At 39.3% G+C, this 22,025-nt stretch carries 14 protein-coding genes; 12 read left to right on the top strand and 2 right to left on the bottom strand.

Annotated features, from left to right (window positions below; translation table 11 throughout):
• Positions 1-312 precede the first annotated feature (312 nt).
• The 10 genes from J8L73_RS16035 to rluF all read left to right on the top strand — a co-directional run bounded on the left by J8L73_RS16035 (position 313) and on the right by rluF (position 15,857).
• On the top strand, positions 313-615 hold the full coding sequence (locus J8L73_RS16035; protein WP_211001423.1) for an isoamylase early set domain-containing protein: 303 nt from the start codon (positions 313-315) through the stop codon (positions 613-615).
• A 9-nt stretch (positions 616-624) separates the two neighbouring features.
• Positions 625-2,619 carry a 4-alpha-glucanotransferase gene (malQ, locus tag J8L73_RS16030; protein ID WP_211018574.1) on the top strand — a complete coding sequence of 665 codons (1,995 nt, stop codon included), beginning with the start codon at positions 625-627 and terminating at the stop codon, positions 2,617-2,619.
• Entirely contained in the window at positions 2,620-4,845 is a 2,226-nt protein-coding gene (gene glgB / locus J8L73_RS16025; protein WP_211018566.1) for a 1,4-alpha-glucan branching protein GlgB, read from the top strand.
• The gene (gene glgX / locus J8L73_RS16020) at positions 4,838-6,901 is read left to right on the top strand and encodes a glycogen debranching protein GlgX (protein ID WP_211018564.1); all 2,064 of its coding nucleotides are present in this window, start codon (positions 4,838-4,840) and stop codon (positions 6,899-6,901) included. Before glgB ends, glgX begins: the two co-directional genes overlap by 8 nt.
• Positions 6,894-9,431 carry a glycogen/starch/alpha-glucan phosphorylase gene (locus J8L73_RS16015; protein WP_211018562.1) on the top strand — a complete coding sequence of 846 codons (2,538 nt, stop codon included), beginning with the start codon at positions 6,894-6,896 and terminating at the stop codon, positions 9,429-9,431. The genes glgX and J8L73_RS16015 overlap by 8 nt, the downstream gene beginning before the upstream one ends.
• 14 nt (positions 9,432-9,445) lie before the next feature.
• Entirely contained in the window at positions 9,446-10,747 is a 1,302-nt protein-coding gene (gene glgC / locus J8L73_RS16010) for a glucose-1-phosphate adenylyltransferase (RefSeq protein WP_211001428.1), read from the top strand.
• Positions 10,748-10,825: 78 nt separating this feature from the next.
• A complete protein-coding gene (locus J8L73_RS16005) occupies positions 10,826-12,361 on the top strand; it encodes a glycogen/starch synthase (RefSeq protein WP_211018559.1) in 1,536 nt (511 codons plus the stop codon).
• A 92-nt stretch (positions 12,362-12,453) separates the two neighbouring features.
• Positions 12,454-13,668, top strand: coding sequence for an HDOD domain-containing protein (locus J8L73_RS16000; protein ID WP_211018557.1), 1,215 nt, complete (start codon positions 12,454-12,456; stop codon positions 13,666-13,668).
• Between the two features lie 34 nt (positions 13,669-13,702).
• Complete coding sequence (locus tag J8L73_RS15995; protein ID WP_211018671.1) at positions 13,703-14,773, top strand: DUF418 domain-containing protein; 1,071 nt, start codon at positions 13,703-13,705, stop codon at positions 14,771-14,773.
• An 85-nt stretch (positions 14,774-14,858) separates the two neighbouring features.
• Positions 14,859-15,857: a 23S rRNA pseudouridine(2604) synthase RluF gene (gene rluF, locus J8L73_RS15990; RefSeq protein WP_211018556.1), complete on the top strand. Its 999-nt coding sequence runs from the start codon at positions 14,859-14,861 to the stop codon at positions 15,855-15,857.
• Between the two features lie 553 nt (positions 15,858-16,410).
• On the opposite strand, the gene J8L73_RS15985 is transcribed toward rluF, so the two are convergent.
• Positions 16,411-19,485 carry an efflux RND transporter permease subunit gene (locus J8L73_RS15985; RefSeq protein WP_211018554.1) on the bottom strand — a complete coding sequence of 1,025 codons (3,075 nt, stop codon included), beginning with the start codon at positions 19,483-19,485 and terminating at the stop codon, positions 16,411-16,413.
• A gap of 2 nt (positions 19,486-19,487) precedes the next feature.
• Entirely contained in the window at positions 19,488-20,570 is a 1,083-nt protein-coding gene (locus tag J8L73_RS15980; protein WP_211018552.1) for an efflux RND transporter periplasmic adaptor subunit, read from the bottom strand.
• Positions 20,571-20,693: 123 nt separating this feature from the next.
• On the opposite strand from J8L73_RS15980, the gene J8L73_RS15975 reads away from it, so the two are divergent.
• Both J8L73_RS15975 and J8L73_RS15970 read left to right on the top strand, forming a co-directional pair.
• Entirely contained in the window at positions 20,694-21,596 is a 903-nt protein-coding gene (locus tag J8L73_RS15975; RefSeq protein ID WP_211018550.1) for a LysR family transcriptional regulator, read from the top strand.
• Positions 21,580-21,891: an MGMT family protein gene (locus tag J8L73_RS15970; protein WP_211018548.1), complete on the top strand. Its 312-nt coding sequence runs from the start codon at positions 21,580-21,582 to the stop codon at positions 21,889-21,891. The genes J8L73_RS15975 and J8L73_RS15970 overlap by 17 nt, the downstream gene beginning before the upstream one ends.
• Positions 21,892-22,025 lie beyond the last annotated feature (134 nt).

The following is a 22,025-nucleotide window of genomic DNA, read 5'->3' as shown; positions in this document are numbered from 1 at the left end:
AAAAAAAGAATTTAATACTTTTTTATTTAATTTAGATTTAATTGGTTTAAATATTAAGTCTGTTCCACATTTTGTTTAGTTGGTTTAATTATTGCTCTATATATTAGTATCACTCTAAACGTAATGTATTTTAGTTGTATGCACGTTACTGGTGCGGTAAGAATTATTTTTGCACTGTAATAAAGCGTAAATAAAGTTTTGTTTAACTAACATCACGTTTGATGATTTAGATGGATCCCACATCGCCCTTTGATGTTAAATCGGCCCTGTGGCAAAGATTAAATACCCTTAATTGTTTAGTTGGAGCCTGTTATGTTGAATAAGCGTTTTTTTAAAACAAAAGATGAAGCTGAAGTAACCTTCGAATTTTCTCACCCTGAAGCAGAACAAGTTAGCTTATTAGGTGAATTTACTGATTGGCAACCTGTTCCGATGAAGCTTAATAAAAAACAAGGCGTTTTTAAGTTTAAACAACGCTTGCCTATTGATCAGCAATTTCATTTTCGTTATTTAATTAACGGAGACATATGGGATAACGACCATGAAGCCGATGGCTACATGGCAAATAATTTTGGTACAGAAAACAGCATAGTTAATACTCAACGCATTAATTAAGGCGGGTAAATGGACGCACTTTCGCAGTTATTTTACCTGCATGGCATAGGCTATGAGTTTACCAAATACACAGGTGAGCAGGTGTTTTTTAACGAAGACACGCGTAAACGTGCTTTGCAATGTTGTGGTGTGGATACCAATAATGATGCACAAATAGCGCAATTAAACTTCAAATTAGATGCCTCTACTTGGCGCAGTTTAGTACCAAGTGTAAGTTTAGTTGAACAACAAACCCCGTTTTTAAAAATCAAGATAGATGAGCGACAACTGCACTGCTCAGCAAATATCACAGTCCCTTCGCTTGATATACATATAACGCTCGCCAACCTTTATAATTTAGCTATTACTGGAGAGTACTACTTACATGAAGTGCGTTATATCAAACTAGAATTACCAATAAAAGCGTTACCTATTGGTTACCACCAAGCGACGGTTAAAGTTGGAGAGCAACTTGCGAATACGCAAATTTGGAGTGTTCCAGAACAAGTTTTTCAAATTGATAATTTAAAGCGCACTGGGCTATCTATTCAGTTATATACGTTAAAAAATAAAGCTTGCTTAGGTATTGGTGACTTTAACGATTTACTGGAACTTACAACCCTTTGCGCTAAACAAAATATGGATTATATATTACTTAATCCACTGCATTTGCTGTTTGCTGATATACCAGAGCGGGCAAGTCCATATAGCCCTAATAGCCGCGCTTTATTAAACCCTCTGTATATTTCGGTCGCACTAAGTACAGATGCAAAAAATAATGAGCAATTAAATTCTCTTATGGAAAGTGATGATGTCATTGCTTTGTTAAACGCAACCGATCAGTTTATTAATTACCATAATGTTAGCCAGGTAAAATATGCCTTGTTTAAAGCGCTTTATGATCATTTTGAATTAACAGGTAGTACTGAAAGGCGTGAAGCGTTTGATAAATTTTGTAACGAAAATATAAGCACGCTTTCTACGCTTAATCCAGCACAGCCCAAGTTTGACTATTATCTGCAGTGGCAAGCGAGTCTTCAACTTGCGCTTTGCCAACAAAGCTGCATAGATCAAGGAATGGAAATTGGCTTAATCAACGACCTCGCCGTTGGCTGCGCAGGTGATGGCGCTGAATTTTATAATCAACAGGCATTGTTTTCTAAAGGGGCAAATGTAGGTGCACCGCCAGACCCATGGGCTGAAGCCGGACAAAACTGGGGATTACCTGCACTTAATCCTCAAAGCCTGCAACATAACAATTATCAATATTACCGCTCTTTAATACGCGCCAATATGCAAAGTGTAGGCGGTTTACGAATAGACCATGTTATGGCAATTCGGCGTTTATGGTGGTGCTTTGACACTAACGGACGCCAAGATGGTTGCTATGTATATTATCCATTTGAACATTTACTCGCAATTTTAAAAATCGAATCACACATTAATCAAAGCATCGTTATTGGTGAAGATTTGGGGATAGTTCCACCTGAAGTAAAACATGCGCTGTCTAGCAGTGGTATTTTTTCAAATAGTTTATTTTATTTTGAAAAACAACACGATGGAGAGTTTCTACCAGTAGATGACTTAGCACCTCATTGCTTGTTAATGATAGCAAATCACGATGTACCGCCATTCTTAGGCTGGTGGCAGCATGATGATTTAAATATTAAACAACATTATGAGTTGATCAGTAAAAACGAGTATGAGCAACAAAAACAGCAAAGAATACAAGAGCAACACAAGCTTTTACGTTTTATAAACCACCGTAGCCATAAACCTGAACTAGTATTAGAGAGCAACGCAATGGATGTGTATAGCGAGCTGGCGCTTTGCTTGGCAGGTTCGCAATCAAGATTGTTTGCATTACAAATAGATGATTTAGATGAGCAAAAGTACCCTGTAAATATTCCCGGTACAGATAAAGAGTATCCTAATTGGCGCCGTGTATTAACACATACAAGTAAAGATATATTTAAAAAAAATGCTCCGCTATTAGCTGCTATAGATTCAATAAGGAAAGGTTAAATGAGCAGTACAATTAATACAGAACTGTTACTACCTAATACAGAATACGATGAGCAGGTTAGCGCATTAAATGCAGGACGATTTAAAGACCCCTTTAGTTTTTTAGGAGCACATAAAACAAGTTCAGATATAGAAATTCGTCTTTATTTACCCTCTGCAATTACAGCAAGCGTTACCTTAAATAATAATAGTGTTGAAGCTAACAGGTATAAACAAACTGATTTATTTATAGCCAAAGTTAACGAACTACCCACAAAGCCCTATCAATGCAGTGCTCAGTACGCAAATAGCCAAACTACCTTTTATGACGAATATAGTTTTGAAAGCGCACTTGATAAAGACGCCATGTACTTATTTAATGAAGGCAGTTTAGAGCATGCTTACTCTCATTTTGGCGCACATTTTTGCGAACAACAAAACGTAGAAGGAGTACGGTTTTGTGTTTGGGCACCTAACGCAGCGAGTGTATCTGTCATTGGTGAGTTTAATTTTTGGCAAATAAATCGTCATTTTATGCGTTTTCACCCAGCAAGTGGTGTGTGGGAGTTGTTTGTTCCCAATCTTAATGCGGATATGTGTTACAAGTTTGCTATTACCGCCCAAAGTGGTGAAGTACTAGAAAAAGCAGACCCATTTGCTTTTAAAATGCAACAGGCACCGGGTACAGCAAGCGTTCTGCAATATAAACCTGAGCCAATTACCCTAAGTGAAAATGCAATAACCAACAGACAAAAGCGTAATCATATAGATGCACCAATAAGCATATACGAAGTACATTTAGGCTCATGGCAACGAGAAGAGAATAACCGCTATTTAAGTTACACAGAGCTTGCTGCCAAACTAGTTAGCTATGCGCTAGAGATGGAATTTACCCACTTACAACTTATGCCAATAAGTGAATACCCGTTTGATGGCTCGTGGGGCTATCAACCCGTGGGTTTATTTGCACCAACTAGCCGCTTTGGCGACTACAACAGCTTTAAATATTTTGTAGAGCAATGTCATAAATCCAACATAGGTATATTACTTGATTGGGTGCCTGGGCACTTTCCAAGTGATCCGCATGGGTTACATCGATTTGATGGTACTCATTTATACGAACACGCTGATATGCGCCAAGGCTTTCATCCTGATTGGAATACCTACATATATAACTTCGACCGCCCAGAGGTTAAAAGCTTTTTAATTTCTAATGCTATGTATTGGCTACATCAATTTGGTTTAGATGGCCTGCGTGTAGACGCTGTGGCTTCCATGCTTTATTTAGATTACAGCCGAAAAGAAGGTGAGTGGGTAGCTAATTGTTATGGCGGGCGTGAAAACTTAGGCGCAATAGAGTGTTTAAAGCAAGTTAACATGCGCAGCTACAAAAATAACCCTGGGATCATGATGGTGGCTGAAGAGTCAACGGCTTGGCCTGGTGTTACTCAAAGTGTTGAACATAATGGGCTTGGGTTTGGCTATAAATGGAATATGGGGTGGATGAACGACAGCCTTCATTATATGCAGCATGACCCTTTGTATCGGCAGCATCATCATCATGAAATGACCTTTTCTATGGTTTACGCTTTTAGCGAAAACTACATATTACCGCTTAGTCACGATGAAGTGGTTCATGGTAAAGGCTCATTAATCGAAAAAATGCCTGGAGATGATTGGCAAAAATTTGCAAACTTACGCGCATATTATGCATTTATGTGGGCTCATCCGGGTAAAAAGCTATTGTTTATGGGCAGTGAAATAGCTCAGCGTAAAGAGTGGGGGCATGATCATTCTATTGATTGGCATTTGTTAGAACACCAAAGTCATAGTGGCGTAAAACAAACTATAAGAACTCTAAATACAGTTTATAAAAAACAGCCAGCATTGTATGAACTTGACTCTAGTGCTGCTGGCTTTACCTGGATTGATAACAACAATAATCAACAAAGTATCTTGAGCTTTGTGCGCTTTGCAAAAAATGCTAAAAATTTTGTTGTTGTCATTGCTAACTTTACGCCAGCCTCATATGAAAACTATTTAATTGGTGTACCCAGCGAAGGCCAATATAAAGTTATTTTAAATACAGATGAAACACAGTTTTTTGGCTCTGGCATTGAAGTAACTCAAAACGCATCGCAAATTGTAAATACAATTAATAAAGAAAATCATAGCTTTAAGCACAGTATTTCAATTGCAATTGGTGGTTTAACTACTATTTACTTACAAAAGGTTGATGATGAGTAATCGATTTGAAGCAACTCATGGCAGTGTAGAGCCGCTTGGGTCGAGTGTTAGCGATAACGGCGTTAACTTTTCATTGTATGCACCTAATGCAAGTCAAGCTTATGTCTGTTTGTTTGATAAAAGTGGCCATTCAGAAATTCTAAAAATGGCAATGAACATCAACGAAGGCGGTGTGTGGAGTATTCATATATCACCACTAAGCGCGGGGGCACTTTATGGTTTTAGGGTTGAGGGAGAATATAACCCATCACATGGTTTGCTGTTTAATGAAAACAAGTTACTAATTGACCCCTACGCTAAAGACATTTTTGGCGAGTTCACATGGAGTGAACGTCACTACGGGCAGATGCCAATAGGCACAAAAAGCTGTGTAAACAATGCAATTGATATCCCTAAGTCAAAAGTTGCATCTCAAGCTTATTATGAGCATAAAAAACCACAGTACCGCTGGTCTAACACTGTTATTTATGAATGCCATGTAAAAGGGACTACGTGTCGTCACCCTAAAATCCCTAAATCTTTACAAGGTAAGTTTTTAGGGTTGAGCCATCCAAATTTTATTGAGCATTTACACAATTTGGGGGTTACAGCAGTAGAGTTATTACCTGTCCATGCATTTATTAGTGAGCAGTTTTTAACAGCCAAAGGGCTGCAAAACTATTGGGGGTATAACACCTTAAACTTTTTTACTCCCCACAAAGATTATTTAGTAAATGACGACATAAACGAATTTAAGCAAATGGTTAAGCAGTTTCACGATGCCGATATAGAAGTAATACTCGACGTTGTTTACAACCACACAGCTGAGGCAGGCAACGATGGCCCAATATTGTCACTGCGAGGACTCGATAACTTAGCTTATTATCGTACTGCGAACGATCAGCCCAATGTATATATAAACGATACCGGCTGCGGCAATACTATTAATATCGATCACCCAAAAACACTGCAACTAGTACTCGATAGCTTAAGGTATTGGGTAGAAATAATGGGAGTAGATGGGTTTAGGTTTGATTTAGCGACTATTTTGGCGCGCTCTAAATCAGGTTTTAGCTCTAGGCATACATTTTTACAAGCTATTGCACAAGACCCCATATTAAACAAAGTAAAGCTTATTAGTGAACCGTGGGATATTGGTCCTGGCGGCTATCAATTAGGCGCCTTTCCGCCACCGTGGCGAGAATGGAACGATCAATATCGTGACGTTATTAGACGCTTTTGGCAAAGTGAAACCGGCATTATTGCAAACGTTGCTAAACGATTACATGGCTCGTTTGATATTTTTGAACACAGCCAACGCGGCCCACTCAATAGTATAAACTTTATAACCAGCCATGATGGTTTTACCCTCGCTGATTTAGTGAGTTATGAGCACAAACACAACGAAGCGAATGGTGAACAAAACAGAGACGGGCACAGCGCAAATCACTCATTTAACTGTGGCGTAGAAGGGTTTACCAGCGACGTAAAAATAACAACGCTAAGATTACAGCAACAAAAGAACTTTTTGCTTACCTTAATACTTTCAAAAGGAGTGCCAATGATCGCTGCAGGCAGTGAAATGGCACATTCTCAAGGGGGTAATAATAACGCTTATTGTCAAAACAATCGTACGAGTTGGCTTGCATGGAAAGACTCGCAGCTAAATCATTCTTTAACGCGCTTTATAGACGACGCCCTTAAAATTAGACGTGCACATAGTGCGTTTAAACACAGTGTATTTCTAGACGATATAGATGAGCGTTTTACGGTTAAATGGTTTACCGAAGAAGGTAAAACTATGACTGATGCACATTGGCATGAGCAGTCCAGACAGTTTTTAATGTACAGCTTACTTGATAAGCAAAATAAACATGCTTTGCTCATTATATTTAATGCCAGTGAAAAAACAGTTTTATGCCAATTGCCACCTTCGCCAATTAAGGCGAAATGGCAAATGGTTCTATCGAGTGTCAATAATGCATCTGCGGGAAGTAATGAAGATGCAACTGTTGAAATTTCAGCACAAAGTAGTTGGGTTTTTAGTGCCAATTTAGAGGACGAAGGTCATGGCTAAACAAGGTGAACAAGTGTGTGTAGTAAAGGGGTGGCAAGAAGGCCCTGTTATCGATGAAAGTACGCTTAAAGATGACCTAACACGGCATTTTTATTATACCCTCGGACGAGATAAAGTAGGCGAGTCGCAGCATTACTTGTATCACGCATTAGCACTTACAATTCGCGATAGACTCGTTGCGCGCTGTAGAGAAACAAACCAACAAATTAAGCAAAATAAACGCCGCAAAACAGCTTATTTATCGCTTGAATTTTTAATGGGGCGAGCGCTGGGTAACGCAGTTTTAAATTTAGATTTAGATGAGCAAGTAACCGCTGCACTTCAAGAATATTGCACAACAATAGAAACCATTGAAGATGCTGAGCACGATGCAGGACTTGGCAATGGCGGCCTAGGGCGACTCGCTGCCTGTTTTTTAGATAGCTGCGCAAGTTTAGCGTTACCTGTTGTTGGTTATGGCCTGCGTTATGAATACGGTATGTTTAATCAATCAATTAAAGATGGCAACCAAATAGAGCAACCAGATAATTGGCTAAGAGAGGGCCATCCTTGGGAGCTTAGTGCGCCTGAGCATGCTAAACGCGTGAAATTTGGTGGTTATGTGCAAAGCTATACAGATAAATACGCACGTGAGCATCGCCAATGGATAAGCTCACAAGATGTTTTAGCCGTACCTTATGATGTACCAGTACCTGGTTATAAAAACAATATTGTAAATACACTTCGCTTGTGGAAATCAGAAGCAACCGATGAGTTTAATTTAACCGAGTTTAATGCCGGCAGTTACTCAGAAGCCGTTGCGCAAAAAAACCTAGCAGAGCAAATTACTATGGTGCTGTATCCAAACGATAGCAGCGAAAATGGTAAAGAACTTAGATTACGTCAACAGTATTTTTTATCATCGGCGAGTATTCAAGACATTGTTGATCAGTGGGTAAGTGAGCACGGCGAAAATTTTGCAGACTTTGCCGATTATCATGTATTTCAATTAAACGATACCCACCCAAGCATTGCAGTGGCAGAGCTTATGCGTATTTTAATTGATGACTACGAGCTCGATTGGGATGATGCATGGCAAATAACGACCAAAACTATGGCTTACACAAATCATACGTTACTTCCAGAAGCGCTAGAAAAATGGTCTGTATCGTTATTTGCAAAACTTTTACCGCGCATTTTAGAAATAGTATTTGAAATAAACGCACGCTTTTTAGCACAAGTTGCTCAGCAATGGCCTGGGGACGTTGAAAAACAGCGCGCATTGTCACTGATTGAAGAGGGAGATGAGCCACAAATTCGCATGGCTTATTTAGCCATTGTGGGGAGTTACTCAGTAAACGGCGTTGCAGCACTTCATACTGAATTATTAAAAGCAGGTTTATTTAAAGAGTTTTATGCGCTTTGGCCAAACAAATTTAATAATAAAACCAATGGTGTTACACCAAGACGTTGGCTTGCGCATTGTAATGTGAGCTTAAGTAAGCTAATTAGCGAAAAAATTGGCCACGATTGGGTTAAAGAGTTTTCTAAAATTAGCGACTTACGTCGTTATTATGATGACAAAAAATTTCATGAACAGTGGCAAAATGCAAAACGCGAAAACAAGCAACGTTTGGTCGATTTAGTTAAAGCACGTTGTGGCGTTGAATTTGATGTATCAATGATGTTTGACGTACAGGTAAAACGTATTCATGAGTACAAACGTCAGCTTTTAAATATATTACATGTTATTCATTTATACGACCGTATTCGCCGTGGCGACACTCAAGGTATTGTGCCTCGCTGCGTATTATTAGGTGGTAAAGCTGCGCCTGGTTATTATATGGCCAAGAAAATAATCAAGCTGATTAATAACGTAGCAGAGGTTATTAATAAAGACCCTCAAGCAGCTCCATACCTGCGAGTCGCATTTTTACCAAACTACAATGTAACGGCTATGGAAACTATTTGTCCTGCAACGGATTTATCAGAGCAAGTATCTACCGCAGGAAAAGAAGCATCAGGCACGGGTAACATGAAGTTTATGATGAATGGTGCGCTGACTATCGGCACATTGGATGGCGCTAACATCGAAATTAGAGATGCCGTTGGTGCAGATAATTTCTTTTTATTTGGTGCTCAAGCGCACGAAATTGACGATATTAAATCGCGTTACAACCCCGAGCTTTTAATTGCACAAAATAGTGATTTAAATAATGTAATGCAACTTCTTCAAAGTGGGCATTTTAATTTATTTGAACCATGCTTATTTGAAGACATTACAAATTCGATAAAAAGCCCTGACGATCCATGGCTAACAGCACATGATTTTGAAAGTTATGTAGCAGCGCAAAAAGAAGTCGATAAAGCCTATGCAGATCAAACCTACTGGACACAAATGAGTATTTTAAATACTGCAGCCAGTGGTATGTTTTCAAGTGATAGAACCATTAGCCAATATAGTGAAGATATTTGGCATTTAGACCCCCTCAATATTAGTGAAACGGACTTAACGACAACATCAAGCCATGCCACTAAAAGCCTAGACTAAATGGAGAGAGTATTATGCCTAATTATGCAAATCGCTACATCAGTAGCCTAACCAGAGAAACCTACGCGTTAATACTGGCTGGTGGGCGTGGCTCTCGCTTGCACGAGCTAACTGATTGGCGAGCGAAACCTGCGGTCTATTTTGGCGGCAAGCATCGAATTATCGATTTTCCTTTATCAAACTGTATTAACTCTGGTGTAAGGCGAGTGGGTATTGCTACACAATATAAGTCGCATTCACTAATAAGACACGTTAATCGTGCATGGGGACATTTTAAAAAGGAGCTTGGAGAGTCTGTAGAAATTTTACCAGCCTCTCAACGTCAAGGTGACGATTGGTACTGTGGTACCGCCGATGCCGTGTTTCAAAATATAGATATTATTCGTCATGAGCTACCAAAGTATGTAATGATTTTGTCAGGTGATCATGTTTATCGTATGGACTACGGTGCGTTACTAGCAGAGCACGTTCAAAAGGGCGCAGATATGACTGTATGCTGCTTAGAAGTGCCTGTTGAAGAGGCTGCAGATACCTTTGGTGTAATGACTGTGGATGAGCAAAACCGTGTATGTCGTTTTGATGAAAAACCAGCTATGCCAAGTTCAGTACCTGGTAAACCAGGCACATGTTTAGCCTCTATGGGTAATTATGTGTTTAATACAGAGTTTTTATTTGAACAGCTTAAAAAAGATTCTGAAAACGAAGGTTCAGGACGCGATTTTGGCCACGATATCATCCCAGCTATTATTGAAGAGCATAATGTGTTTGCTTTTCCGTTTAGAGATCCACTTCAAGAAGGTCAGCCATATTGGCGCGATGTAGGTACGCTCGATTCGTTTTGGGAAGCTAATATGGAGCTTGTAATGCCAGAGCCACAATTGGATTTGTATGATCCAACTTGGCCAATATGGACATATCAAGAGCAATTACCGCCCGCTAAGTTTATTTTTGATGATGACGACAGGCGCGGTATGGCCCTAGATTCGACTGTTTCGGGTGGGTGTATCATTTCAGGATCAGCTGTCAGAAAATCACTATTGTTTTCAAACGTGCATGTGCGCTCATTTTGTGAGATTGAGCAATCAGTTATTTTACCGGGTGCAGTAATTAATCGTGGCTGTAAAATCAAACGAGCAATAATAGATAGAAGCTGTGAAATACCGGCAGGCCTTGAAATTGGTATTGACCGCAAAACGGATGAGCAAAATGGTTTTAGAGTTTCTAAAAAAGGTATAGTTTTAGTGACTCGTGATATGCTCACTGAGCTTGCTAAAAAATTAGAGCGTCAATCTCAAGAGAATAAAAAGCTAGCGTAATTAGCTAAATAAGCACGACAACACAGGCTTGCTCAAAATTGAGCAAGCTAATATAGGTTTATAGGAAGTAGTAAATTAATGCATGTATTAATGGTTGCAGCAGAAAATGACGCGTTACCAGGCGCTAAAGTCGGTGGAGTAGCGGATGTAGTTCGTGATGCACCAAAAGCGCTTGCTGAGCAAGGGGTGAGTGTTGACGTAGTGATTCCTGATTATGGATTTGATGAACTTAACCGCACTCATATTGGTGATGTCACTGTTGCATTTAATGCTCACCCACATGTATTAACGCTTTTTAAAATAGAGCAATCGCAAAGTAATGTAGCGCAAATTGTTATTAGTCATCCATTGTTTAGAAATTCGGGTAGTGTGTACTGTAATGATGCACCAGGAAGGCCTTTCGCAACTGATGCAACAAAGTTTGCTTTGTTTAACGCAGCGGTTTGTGAAGCGTTGCTACAAGGTATTTTAAAGCGCCCAACAGCGCTTCATTTACATGATTGGCATAGTGCATGTGTGGCCGTTTTGCTTAAATTTGAGCTACGCTATCGGGAATTAAATAACTTAAAAATTGCCTACACAGTTCATAACATTGCCCTGCAAGGAATTAGACCTTTTAAGCACGATGACTCAAGCTTAGAGGCTTGGTTTCCTTCACTAAGTTACGATGGGCAACAACTATGCGATCCCCGCTATCCACATTGCTTTAACCCGATGCGTAGTGCAATTAACCTAGCTGATAAGGTTCATTTAGTATCGCCTACTTATAGCCAGGAAGTACTAAAGCCAAGCAATTACGAACATGGTTTTTTTGGTGGCGAAGGGCTAGAGCAAGACTTAAAAAATGCAGCAACTGAAGGAAAGCTCGTAGGTATTTTAAATGGCTGCGAATACCCTAATAGTACTGATAACAAAGTCACACTGGATGATCTATATAGCCAAGCACAAAGCACCTTATTTAGTTGGATGACAAAAACGCCGCAACTTCAAAGTAGCTACTATATTGCGCATCAACGGTTACAGCAATTTATGTTATTACCTGTTAAAGGGCCATTAATTACGAGTGTTGGTAGGCTTACAGAGCAAAAAGTATTACTTTTATGCCAATCTATTGATGGCGAATTAGTAATAGATAAAGTGTGTAAAATGGTTAGTGAATCTAATGGCCGGATTATTATTTTAGGATCAGGTGACGAGGTACTCGAAGAGCTATTTACCAAAGCAATGGCACGTAATTCAAACCTGTTATTTTTAAAAGGCTACGGCCAAGGGGTTGGGGATTTAATGTATAAGTTAGGTGACTTATTTTTAATGCCCAGCTCATTCGAACCATGTGGTATTAGCCAAATGTTAGCAATGCGAGCAGGGCAACCATGCTTAGTTCATAGTGTTGGCGGGCTAAAAGATACTGTTCAGCATTACGAAAATGGCTTTAGTTTTAATGCTGGTACGCTTAGTAAACAAACAGATTCACTGTTAGAATGTTTGAATGAGACACTAACGCTACATAAACAAGATCCTAAGCAATGGCAGCAAATTAAAGCTAATGCTAAAGGGGCACGTTTTTCGTGGCCGAAAGTGGCAACTGATTATATTTCATACTTATATCAATAAAGTTAATGTAAATATGGTATGCCTTGGTGACACAACACTGTATTTGCGTTATTACTTACTTGGTATTGGTTAAATTAATAAAAGTAGGTAATGTGTCTGTATTTGTTGCAAGGCAAGCAATATTTAATCGTCGTCAAAACGTAGTAGCCTACGAGTTGTTATTTAGAGACAGCCCAAAAAACTATTTCCCTGATATTTGTGAAGGTGAGGCAACCGCGCGTCTAATTATGGAAAACCAACTAAACCTCGGAACGCGCCATATTACCTCTGGTAAAAAAGCTTTAATAAATATAGGACCCGAATCGTTAGAACTTGATTTGTGTGCTTTTTTACCTTGCCAAGATGTTGTAATTGAATTACTTGAAACCATAGAGCCAAACGATAAAAACTACGAAATGTGTCGGGATTTATTTCATCGCAATTTTAATCTTGCACTGGATGATTTTGTATATAAGCCGCAATGGGATAGGTTTTTAAAGCTCGTCAAGCTGATAAAATTTGATATTTCAGTTACACCACTCAATGAGATCACACCCGTAATAAAAAAGCTCCAGCAGCACAAAAAAATAAAACTATTAGCTGAAAAGCTTGAAACTCAAGAGGATTTTGAGCTTGCGCATAAAATGGGGTTTGATTATTTTCAGGGGTACTTTTTTGCAAAGCCAACCATGATCACACAAAACGACATTGATTATAATTATTCTTTGGTGGTTGCCATATACGCAGAAATAATGAAACCAAGCCCAGATATAAAAGCAATTGCTGGCTTGTTTGAACTTGATGCCGCATTAGCTTATAAATTACTTAGGCTGCTTAACAGTGGTGTTTTTCCTATTCAAAGCAAAATTTCATCACTTAAACAAGCTTTAGTATACCTTGGTCATGAGCGTTTAAAAAAGTTTGTGGGCCTTATCGTGACCGCCCACACTGCAGGTAAAAAACCAGCAGAACTTATGCAAATATGCGTTGTTCGTGCCCGTTTTTGTGAATTAATTGCAAAAAAAATAGCAAAGCAACAATCAGACGAAGCTTTTTTGACGGGTTTATTTTCATTACTTGACGCAATACTGGATCAGCCAATGAGCCTTCTTGTTGAAAAACTCCCCTTTCCAGATGAGATAAAAGCCGCGTTATTAGATGAAAAAAACACCCTGTATTATATTCTAAATGTTGTTAAAGCGTTCGAAACAGGAAGTTGGTGGGCGCTAGAGCAAGCTGTAATATTAATTAACTTAAATAGCAAAGCTTTACCTGAGCTCTACCAACAAGCAGTTGACTGGGCAGACAATTATAAAAATAACAGTTAAAGGAAGTTTTACCTAAGTTATGCGCAATCATAATATGGATTTTATACGTGGTATTGCAGTGCTTTGCCTTGTTTACATGAATGGCTATGCTTTTGGATTAATGGATTATATCTATACGCCTTTAGCTACCCCACCTTTTAGTGATGCTGTAATTCATACCCTTAGTAGTATTTTTATCGATGGGCGTTTTAGAACGCTGTTCAGCCTTCTCTTTGGTGCTGGGCTATTTATCCAATGGCAGCGCTGCAAATCAACTATTCCTATAAAAGCGAGACTTTATTGGCTCATTATTTTTGGCTTAGCACATGGTTTTTTGCTTTGGGCTGGCGATATTTTATTTGTTTACGGCGTATGTGGTTGGTGGGTGCTCAAATATGTAGAAACTAATAATAATATGCTTTTAAAAAGAGGCTTTATATTAATGTTATTAGCGAGTGCAATAACCTTTTTGTTTTTAATGAACTTGCCTGATGAGAATATCTACCGTGACTCCCAAGCATTTATAGACTTATATAGCCCGCATTATATAGACTATTTTATCAGTAACTTAGGTTACAATATGATTGCAGTTGTAGCGGTTCCATTTTTAGCTTTTTTGATGTTTTCTGGCATTATGCTCATTGGAATATACTTATATAAGTTGGAGGTATTTACCAAAGGGCTTACTTCGCAGCAGTTATTTGCGTGCGTTAGTGGGGCGTTTGTTTTTACAAGCTTAAGGCTTTCAATACCTCAAGGAAATGATGGTTTAAGTATAGCTACTCAAGAATTAGTAAATACATTTGCTGCGCTTTTTGTGGCCGTGCTTTATATTCATATTTTTGTTAAATTTTGTAATAATCGCGCATATGTAGGCTCGCTTATTCAACAAGCAGGGCGATTAGCATTCACCTTATATATAAGCCAAACCATCATGCAACTACTGCTCTATAAAGTTTTATTTCCGCAGTGGGTATTAAGCTTTAATCGTATAGATTATTGGTTAGTAGCAACCAGTTTGGTCATTGTGCAATTATTATTTACAGCGCTGTATAGCCGTTTTTATACACAAGGGCCGCTTGAATTTATATGGCGTAAGCTAACTCAACTAAAAATTAGCGCTTAAAAACCTATTTATATTAAATTAGGGGCGAAAAATAAGCGTGTGTGGTTTACACTAGTCGCCTTTAAAATTACGACTGTTAAGTGCCATGACCGAATTAAAACGTTTAAATAAATTTATTAGTGAAACCGGGTTTTGTTCACGCAGAGAAGCCGATAAATATATTGAGCAGGGTCGTGTTACGGTTAACGGTAATATGCCAGAAATGGGCGTAAAAGTTGCAGATACCGATAACGTTTTAATTGATGGTAATTCTCTTCGTGCAAAGCCTAAACGTGTGTACATTGCTTATAACAAGCCTGTGGGTATTACCTGTACCACTGAGAGTAAAATTCAGAGTAATATAGTTAAAGCGGTTAACTACCCAACTCGTATATTTCCTATTGGCCGGTTAGATAGACCTTCAGAAGGGCTCATATTTTTAACCAACGAAGGCGATATCGTAAATAAAATCTTGCGCGCAGGTAACAATCACGAAAAAGAATACGTAGTCACTGTAGATAAACCGCTAAACCGCCAATTTGTGACTAAAATGGCAAACGGTATTCCTATTTTAGACACTGTTACAAAAAAGTGTAAAGTGACCCAAACAGCTCCACAAGAATTTAAAATTGTTCTTACTCAGGGTTTAAACCGCCAAATTCGCCGTATGTGTGAATACTTAGGCTATGAAGTTGTGACTTTAAAACGTACACGCATTATGAACGTGACGCTAAAGGGCTTAAAAGTAGGGCAGTGGCGACATTTAACCGATGTAGAAATGGCGCAAATTAACGATTCGATTGCTGATTCAGGTAAAACACAAGAGCACTCTGTTGATACTAATAAGCAAGGCGCAAGCAATAATAAAAGCGAGCCTAAAAAGCGTGATTTTCAGGGCGAAAATCCACGAGCATTTAATAATGAACGAGGCACTCGAACTCAAAGAAGTAACTCACCATTTCAAAAACGATCTACTACGTATGTAGGTAAGGGCGGAGCCGTTAAAAACACACAAAATGATAGCAAAGGTTCAAATAACACACCTACTTCAAAACCCGCTAATCGTAAAACGCGCTCCTCTGGTACTTTAAGCTTGAAAAAGTAGCACTCAAAACTTCACTACCACTGTATTTGATGAACAATATTACCCAGTGGGCTTTTAACGCCCACTAAGTTTATGTTTTCGTTTTGTAAGCGCTGCAATGCAGGTTTATCTAAGTACCACCTAAAAGAGCGCTTTGTGTAAGTATTTAAATCTAGCACAACCAGTTTTGCGCAGCTGTATTCGTAATCAGTCGGGCACGCCTCTACGGTGACTAGCGATACGTCTGCTGCCAGCTATTATCGCTATAATAATAAGCCCATAATTTTACTGAAATATAAAAACTAGCCCACAGCCATAAATAAACTAAAACCGGTATAAAAAAAATACCAAGCCACCCGCGAAGCTTTCCATCGTGCTAGGGCCTGTTGATCTTTCAGGATTAAAATTTATTCAAACTAGGAACGATTTAATCTTGATGCGAGGTTTGTAACCTCGTGGGCTAAGTAAAAACTGAGCAACAAAGAGTAAATGACCTCTAGTTTGTTTTATATATTAAAAAACGCAGCCCGTGTTAAACGAGCTGCGTTTATACGTGTTTTATAGCTTTACTAAATTACTGTTTTGGTTCGTAATCTATTTTAAATACTACCGTGTAAAGCACTGGCACTACAATAAGCGTTAGTATCGTGGCAAAGCCTAAGCCAAACATAATGGTTACAGCCATTGACTGAAAAAACACATCAAACAATAGTGGGATCATACCTAAAATGGTGGTTATAGCTGCCATTGCAACAGGGCGTACACGGCTAACGCCAGATTCAAACACCGCCTGATAAGGCGATTTGCCATCGCGCAGCTCTAGGTTAATTTGATCAACTAACACAATTCCATTTTTAATTAGCATGCCACTTAAACTTAATAAGCCAAGTAAAGCCATAAAGCTAAATGCGGCATTCATTATTAACATACCCGCACTAACACCAATAATGGCAAGTGGTACCGTGGCCCAAATAACCAAAGGTTGTTTTACAGAGTTAAACAGTAATACGGTTACTGCAAACATCGCTAAATAACCAAGAGGGAGCGAGCCAAATATTGCTTTTTGGGCATCTGTTGATGATTCATATTCACCGCCCCATTCTAATGTATACCCGCGTGGCAGTTCTACCGCTTCTACAGGCCCACGAATACGCGCAAATAATTTGGCTGCAGTTTCATCTCCTAATACGTTTTGATCGGCCATCACTGTTATCGTGCGTTTACGGTCGCGGCGCATAATAAGGCTGTCTTCCCATTCAACAATAAACTCTTCAACAACTTGCGTAACTGGTACAAATACACCAAGTACAGGGCTGTAAATTTGTAAATCGTGAACACTTTCAACGTTTAAGCGCTCATTAGCAGGGGAGCGAGCAATAATAGGTAATAACTGCGTACCATCTCTGTATACACCCACTTGTTTGCCCGAAAGGCTGGTAAGCAGCACATCATCAAGATCAGACTTACTAATCCCCAAGCGGCGCGCTTTTTGCTCGTTAAATTGTGGGCGAATCATTTTAGTACGTGCACGCCAGTCGTCACGAATATTATAAGCGCCGTCGTCTTGTGCTATTGCTTCTTCAGCTTTTGCAGCCAGTTTACGAAGCACAACAGGATCAGGGCCGGTAAAACGCGCCTCTATTTTTGCATCGGTTGATGGGCCAATTTCCATTGGTTTTATTTTAAGCTCAGCTGAAAGCGGCGTATTTTGTGAATACTCGCGAACTTTTTGCATTACTACAGCAACCGCTTCACGGTTTTTTACTCTAATAATAAGCTGACCATAAGATGAGTACGATTTTTGAGGCGCATACGTTAGCATAAAACGCGGTGCACCTTGACCAGTGGTACTGGTTATTTCTTCAACGAGATCTTCTTTTTGTAAGTAGTTTTCTAGCTTTTTTATACCATCAAGCGTCGCTCTAATATCTGAGCCTTGTTGTTGCCAATAATCTACGTAAAACATGGGCGTATTAGATGCCGGAAAAAACGACTGTTTAACAGCTCCAAAGCCAACAATTGCAGAACAAAGCAATACAACCATAAGCACCAGTGTGGTTTTTCGAAAGCGCATAGACACATCTAATAGCTTTTTATAGCCTGTAAAAATAAAGCCTTTATAAGGGTCGTCGTCTTCGTCGTTATCACCTTTATCTTTTTTAAACTCATCTTGCTTAAACATTAAGTTTGCAAAAAATGGCGTTAACGTAATAGCCGTTATCCAGCTTAATAAGAGCGATATAAATAAAACCCAAAATAAGCTACCTGCAAATTCACCCGTTGCATCAGAGCTTAAGCCAATAGGTGCAAACGCGGTTATACCAATAACCGTTGCACCTAACAGTGGCCATTTAGTTTGCTCTACAATATTAACCGCTGCTTTGAGTTTTGTTTGCCCACGCTTTAAGTTTATTAATATGCCTTCGGTGACAACAATGGCGTTGTCAACCAGCATACCTAGCGCAATGATAAGTGCGCCAAGTGAAATTCGTTGCAGGTCTATGGCAAACAACTTCATAAATATAAAGGTGCCTAATACAGTCAGTAATAAAATACCGCCAATTAAAATACCGCTTTTTAAGCCCATAAAAATAAGCAGTACAACAATTACAATCGCAATTGCTTCTACAAGGCTAACAATAAAGCCATCTACTGATTTTTCTACTTCTTTAGGTTGGTTATAAACCGATTCAACATGTATACCGTGCGGGCGCTGGTATTCAAGTTCAGATAAGTGATCATCTATTCGCTTGCCCACATCTACAACGTTTACACCATTCATAAACGACACGCCTATCAATAGCGCTTGCTCTGAATTGTAACGAATAACATTGCTGGGTACTTCTGCATATTCTCTAAATACTTTTGCTACATCGCCAAGGTATATAAGCTCACTCGCGCCGGGTTTAGATATAAGAAGAGTTTCAAGTTCACTCACATCTTTAAACTCGCCAGTGGGGTGAAAACGAATAGATTCATCTCCTACTCTAATTTTACCTGCGTTCGATACTGTATTTTGAGATTGCAGTAAGCCAAAAATATGGCTAGGTGCTATGCCAAGTTGCGCCAACTTACGCGAAGAAACTTCAACCATTACCTGTGGTTGTTGCTCACCAGCAATAGTAACCTTGCTTACACCTTTAACTAGTACAAGCTCGCGCTTTAAATAATCAGTGTAATCTTTAAGCTCATCGTACGAGTAGCCGTCACCTGTAACCGAATACAGCACACCATACACATCACCAAAGTCATCTAAAATGGTACTTGGGTATACGCCACTAGGAAGAGAGGGAGAAAGGTCATTAATTTTACGACGCATTTCATCCCAAATTTGGCGAAGCTGCTCTTTTCGGTAATTGCTTTTCATCTCTACTGAGATTTGCGACTTACCGTTTGATGAAATAGACGTAACAAAATCAACATAGGGTAATTGTTGAATTGCATTTTCAATAGGGAAGGTGACTTCCTCTTCGACCTGCTGAGGCGACGCACCTGGGTACATGGTAATCACCATGGCTTTTTTAAGCGTAAACTCTGGGTCTTCTAGTTGGCCTAAATCAAAGTACGACACACTCCCGCCAATTAACAGCAGTAGTGCAAACATCCAGCTAATTACTTTTTTCTCTATAGAGAGTTGTGCAAAGCTCATAATTATAAGCCTCGCTCTTTATTCCATGGGCGTACTTTCATGCCTTCATCTAATGAATGCACGCCAGCAGAAACGACAATTTGGCCTTCTTTAACGCCGCTCAGTACTTCAATGCCGTCACGGTGTACTTGACCGACTTTAACAGCTTGCTTGTTTACAACACCAGTTTCAGGGTTGTATATCCACACGTAAGCGTTATCTGAAATGCTCTCTTTAGCGTCAGAAAAAACAGATTCAACGGGCAGTATTGTGTAAGCCACTTGTGAGCTGGTTACTTTTGATAAATCAATAAATACGCGTCCAGTCATGCCTGCTAACAAATTAAAATCTTTAGGAACTGGCAGGGAAAAAACCACTTTGTAAGTTAGAGTCGTTGGATCGGCTTGTGTATCCCACTCTTTTAAATCAAGGGTGTATTCTTTATTGGTAAAACCATCAAAAACCACTGTTGGGTGGTAGTCGCTGCCTTTTTTAATACGCGCGATTATTTTTTCAGGCACTTGTATTTCTACATCCATTAAATCGCGGGTTTCTAGGCGTAAGATATTTTGTTTGGCTTGAATGTTTTCAAAGTTTTTTACAAATACTTTAGCTACAGTGCCAGCAAATGGCGCGCGTAATTCACTGTATTCCAAGTTTGTTTCTGCAATTTTAAAAGCAGATTCTGCTACTTGCATATTAGCAAGTGCTTCATCGTACTCCGACTGGCTTGCGATTCTTTTCTCTAGTAATTGCTCAATACGACCAAGTTGCGACTTAGCAAGCTCAAAGCGGGCTTTTCTGTCATCGTACTGGAGTTGAAAGTCTTCTGGGTCTAGTTTAGCTAAAAGTTGCCCTTTTTTAACTTCTTCACCTGCTAATACCGGAAACTCAACCAGCTCACCGTTTACTCTAAACGCTAAGTACGAGCCCTGATTAGCAACCACTTCTGCGGGGAAACTACGTACATTTGTTTGCGAATCATGTCCTATATTAAATAGTTTAACAGGCCTAATGGGCTCTTCTTTTACTTGATTTTCGGGCTCTGAACAGGCCATTAAAGTAAGTAAAGTCGTAGTAAGTATACATAGACGAAAGAGTTTCATGTCTTCTCCGTGGCAATGATGGGCAAAATAATTAAGTGCAGGATACGCCGCAACCATATAAAATAAAATTCATTAAATTTTAGAAACATAATAAGTTTTACTTATGATTATGCTGGGCTCAGTATGAAGCTGAATCAATTACAAATTTTAGATGCCATTGTGCAAAGCGCAAGTTTAAGTGGGGCGGCGCTAAAACTCCATAAAACTCAGCCAGCGCTCACGCTTGCTATAAAAAATCTTGAAGAAAAAATCGGTTTTGAATTACTCGATAGAACCAAGTACCGATTACAGTTAACTGAAAAAGGGCGAGTTTTTCACCGTGAGGCACAGCAATTATTACATGCAAATGATGAGCTGGCACAACTTGCAAAAGAGCTTGCGCTGGGGAATGAGCCACAATACCGAATTTGCTATGAACAGATCTGTCAAAAAGACAACTATAATGAGATCATAAGTAATACTTTTAGACTATTTAAACGCACAGAGTTTAATTTAACTAGTGGTAAACGCTTTGTTTCGTTAGAGCAAGTTAATAATGGGCAAGTGGAACTCGGGATCGGTCCATGGTTCGATTTGTTCCATGCTACAGGGCATTTAGAAAGCCTACCCATTGGTCAGCTCAATATTGGAATTGTGGCCCTTGCTGATAAATTCCCAAAAAGTATAACGTTTAATGAGCTAAAAAATTACCCGTGTTTAGCCATGTTTGAAAGCGATTTGAGTATAGACAGCGACAAGCTTTCGTACTCTAAAGGCTCAGCCTTAATGAAAATAGATGACGTAACTAACTTAAAATCATTTTTGCTTGCAGGTGCGGGCTGGGCAATGATGAATATAGATTACTGCGCACCAGAAATAGAAGCAGGGCTTTTACAGCAAGTACATATAAACGACAGAGAAGACGAATTTGGCATAGAAGTACGTGCATTTAGGCGTGATGCAATACACCATGGACCTGTTGCACGCTCTATCTGGGAGCAATTTAAAGTACTTAGCGAGGCGTACATAAATGACCGCGGATATTGACAAAGAAACCCTTATTTACACCATTATTGCAAATATACCCGTAGGTAAAGTAGCCAGTTATGGGCAAGTAGCGACCCTTGCAGGCTACCCGCAAAATTCACGCTTGGTAGGGCGCTTGTTAAAAGTGATGCCTAACGATTCAGTAATACCTTGGCACAGGGTAGTGAATAGCCAAGGTAAAATATCGTTTCCCGAAGGAAGTGATAAATACCAACAGCAACGCCAAAAGTTATTATTAGAAGGTGTACTGTTTAAAAAAGACAAAGTGAATATGCGCGAGTATAGATGGGAGTGATAAGACAACTATTGAAAGAAAGTGCCTGGTGTAGGTAGGATAAGTGAAGCTCCATCCGATACAGAAAAGTACCTTACCAATTATTAATATTTAATCTTGTCGATTGGCTAAAGAGTGCCATTTCCGGACGTTCG

Source organism: Pseudoalteromonas sp. MMG006 (assembly GCF_018101025.1).
GTDB lineage: Bacteria > Pseudomonadota > Gammaproteobacteria > Enterobacterales > Alteromonadaceae > Pseudoalteromonas.
Note: the sequence above shows the minus strand (reverse complement) of the source record. Positions and strands in the feature narration are given on the sequence as shown.

Bases quoted from the DNA above. Each gene is read 5' to 3' on its own strand.
- J8L73_RS16035 (WP_211001423.1), top strand. From the start codon at position 313: ATGTTGAATAAGCGTTTTTTTAAAACAAAAGATGAAGCTGAAGTAACC.
- malQ (WP_211018574.1), top strand. From the start codon at position 625: ATGGACGCACTTTCGCAGTTATTTTACCTGCATGGCATAGGCTATGAG.
- glgB (WP_211018566.1), top strand. From the start codon at position 2,620: ATGAGCAGTACAATTAATACAGAACTGTTACTACCTAATACAGAATAC.
- glgX (WP_211018564.1), top strand. From the start codon at position 4,838: ATGAGTAATCGATTTGAAGCAACTCATGGCAGTGTAGAGCCGCTTGGG.
- J8L73_RS16015 (WP_211018562.1), top strand. From the start codon at position 6,894: ATGGCTAAACAAGGTGAACAAGTGTGTGTAGTAAAGGGGTGGCAAGAA.
- glgC (WP_211001428.1), top strand. From the start codon at position 9,446: ATGCCTAATTATGCAAATCGCTACATCAGTAGCCTAACCAGAGAAACC.
- J8L73_RS16005 (WP_211018559.1), top strand. From the start codon at position 10,826: ATGCATGTATTAATGGTTGCAGCAGAAAATGACGCGTTACCAGGCGCT.
- J8L73_RS15995 (WP_211018671.1), top strand. From the start codon at position 13,703: ATGGATTTTATACGTGGTATTGCAGTGCTTTGCCTTGTTTACATGAAT.
- rluF (WP_211018556.1), top strand. From the start codon at position 14,859: ATGACCGAATTAAAACGTTTAAATAAATTTATTAGTGAAACCGGGTTT.
- J8L73_RS15985 (WP_211018554.1), bottom strand. From the start codon at position 19,485: ATGAGCTTTGCACAACTCTCTATAGAGAAAAAAGTAATTAGCTGGATG.
- J8L73_RS15980 (WP_211018552.1), bottom strand. From the start codon at position 20,570: ATGAAACTCTTTCGTCTATGTATACTTACTACGACTTTACTTACTTTA.
- J8L73_RS15975 (WP_211018550.1), top strand. From the start codon at position 20,694: ATGAAGCTGAATCAATTACAAATTTTAGATGCCATTGTGCAAAGCGCA.
- J8L73_RS15970 (WP_211018548.1), top strand. From the start codon at position 21,580: ATGACCGCGGATATTGACAAAGAAACCCTTATTTACACCATTATTGCA.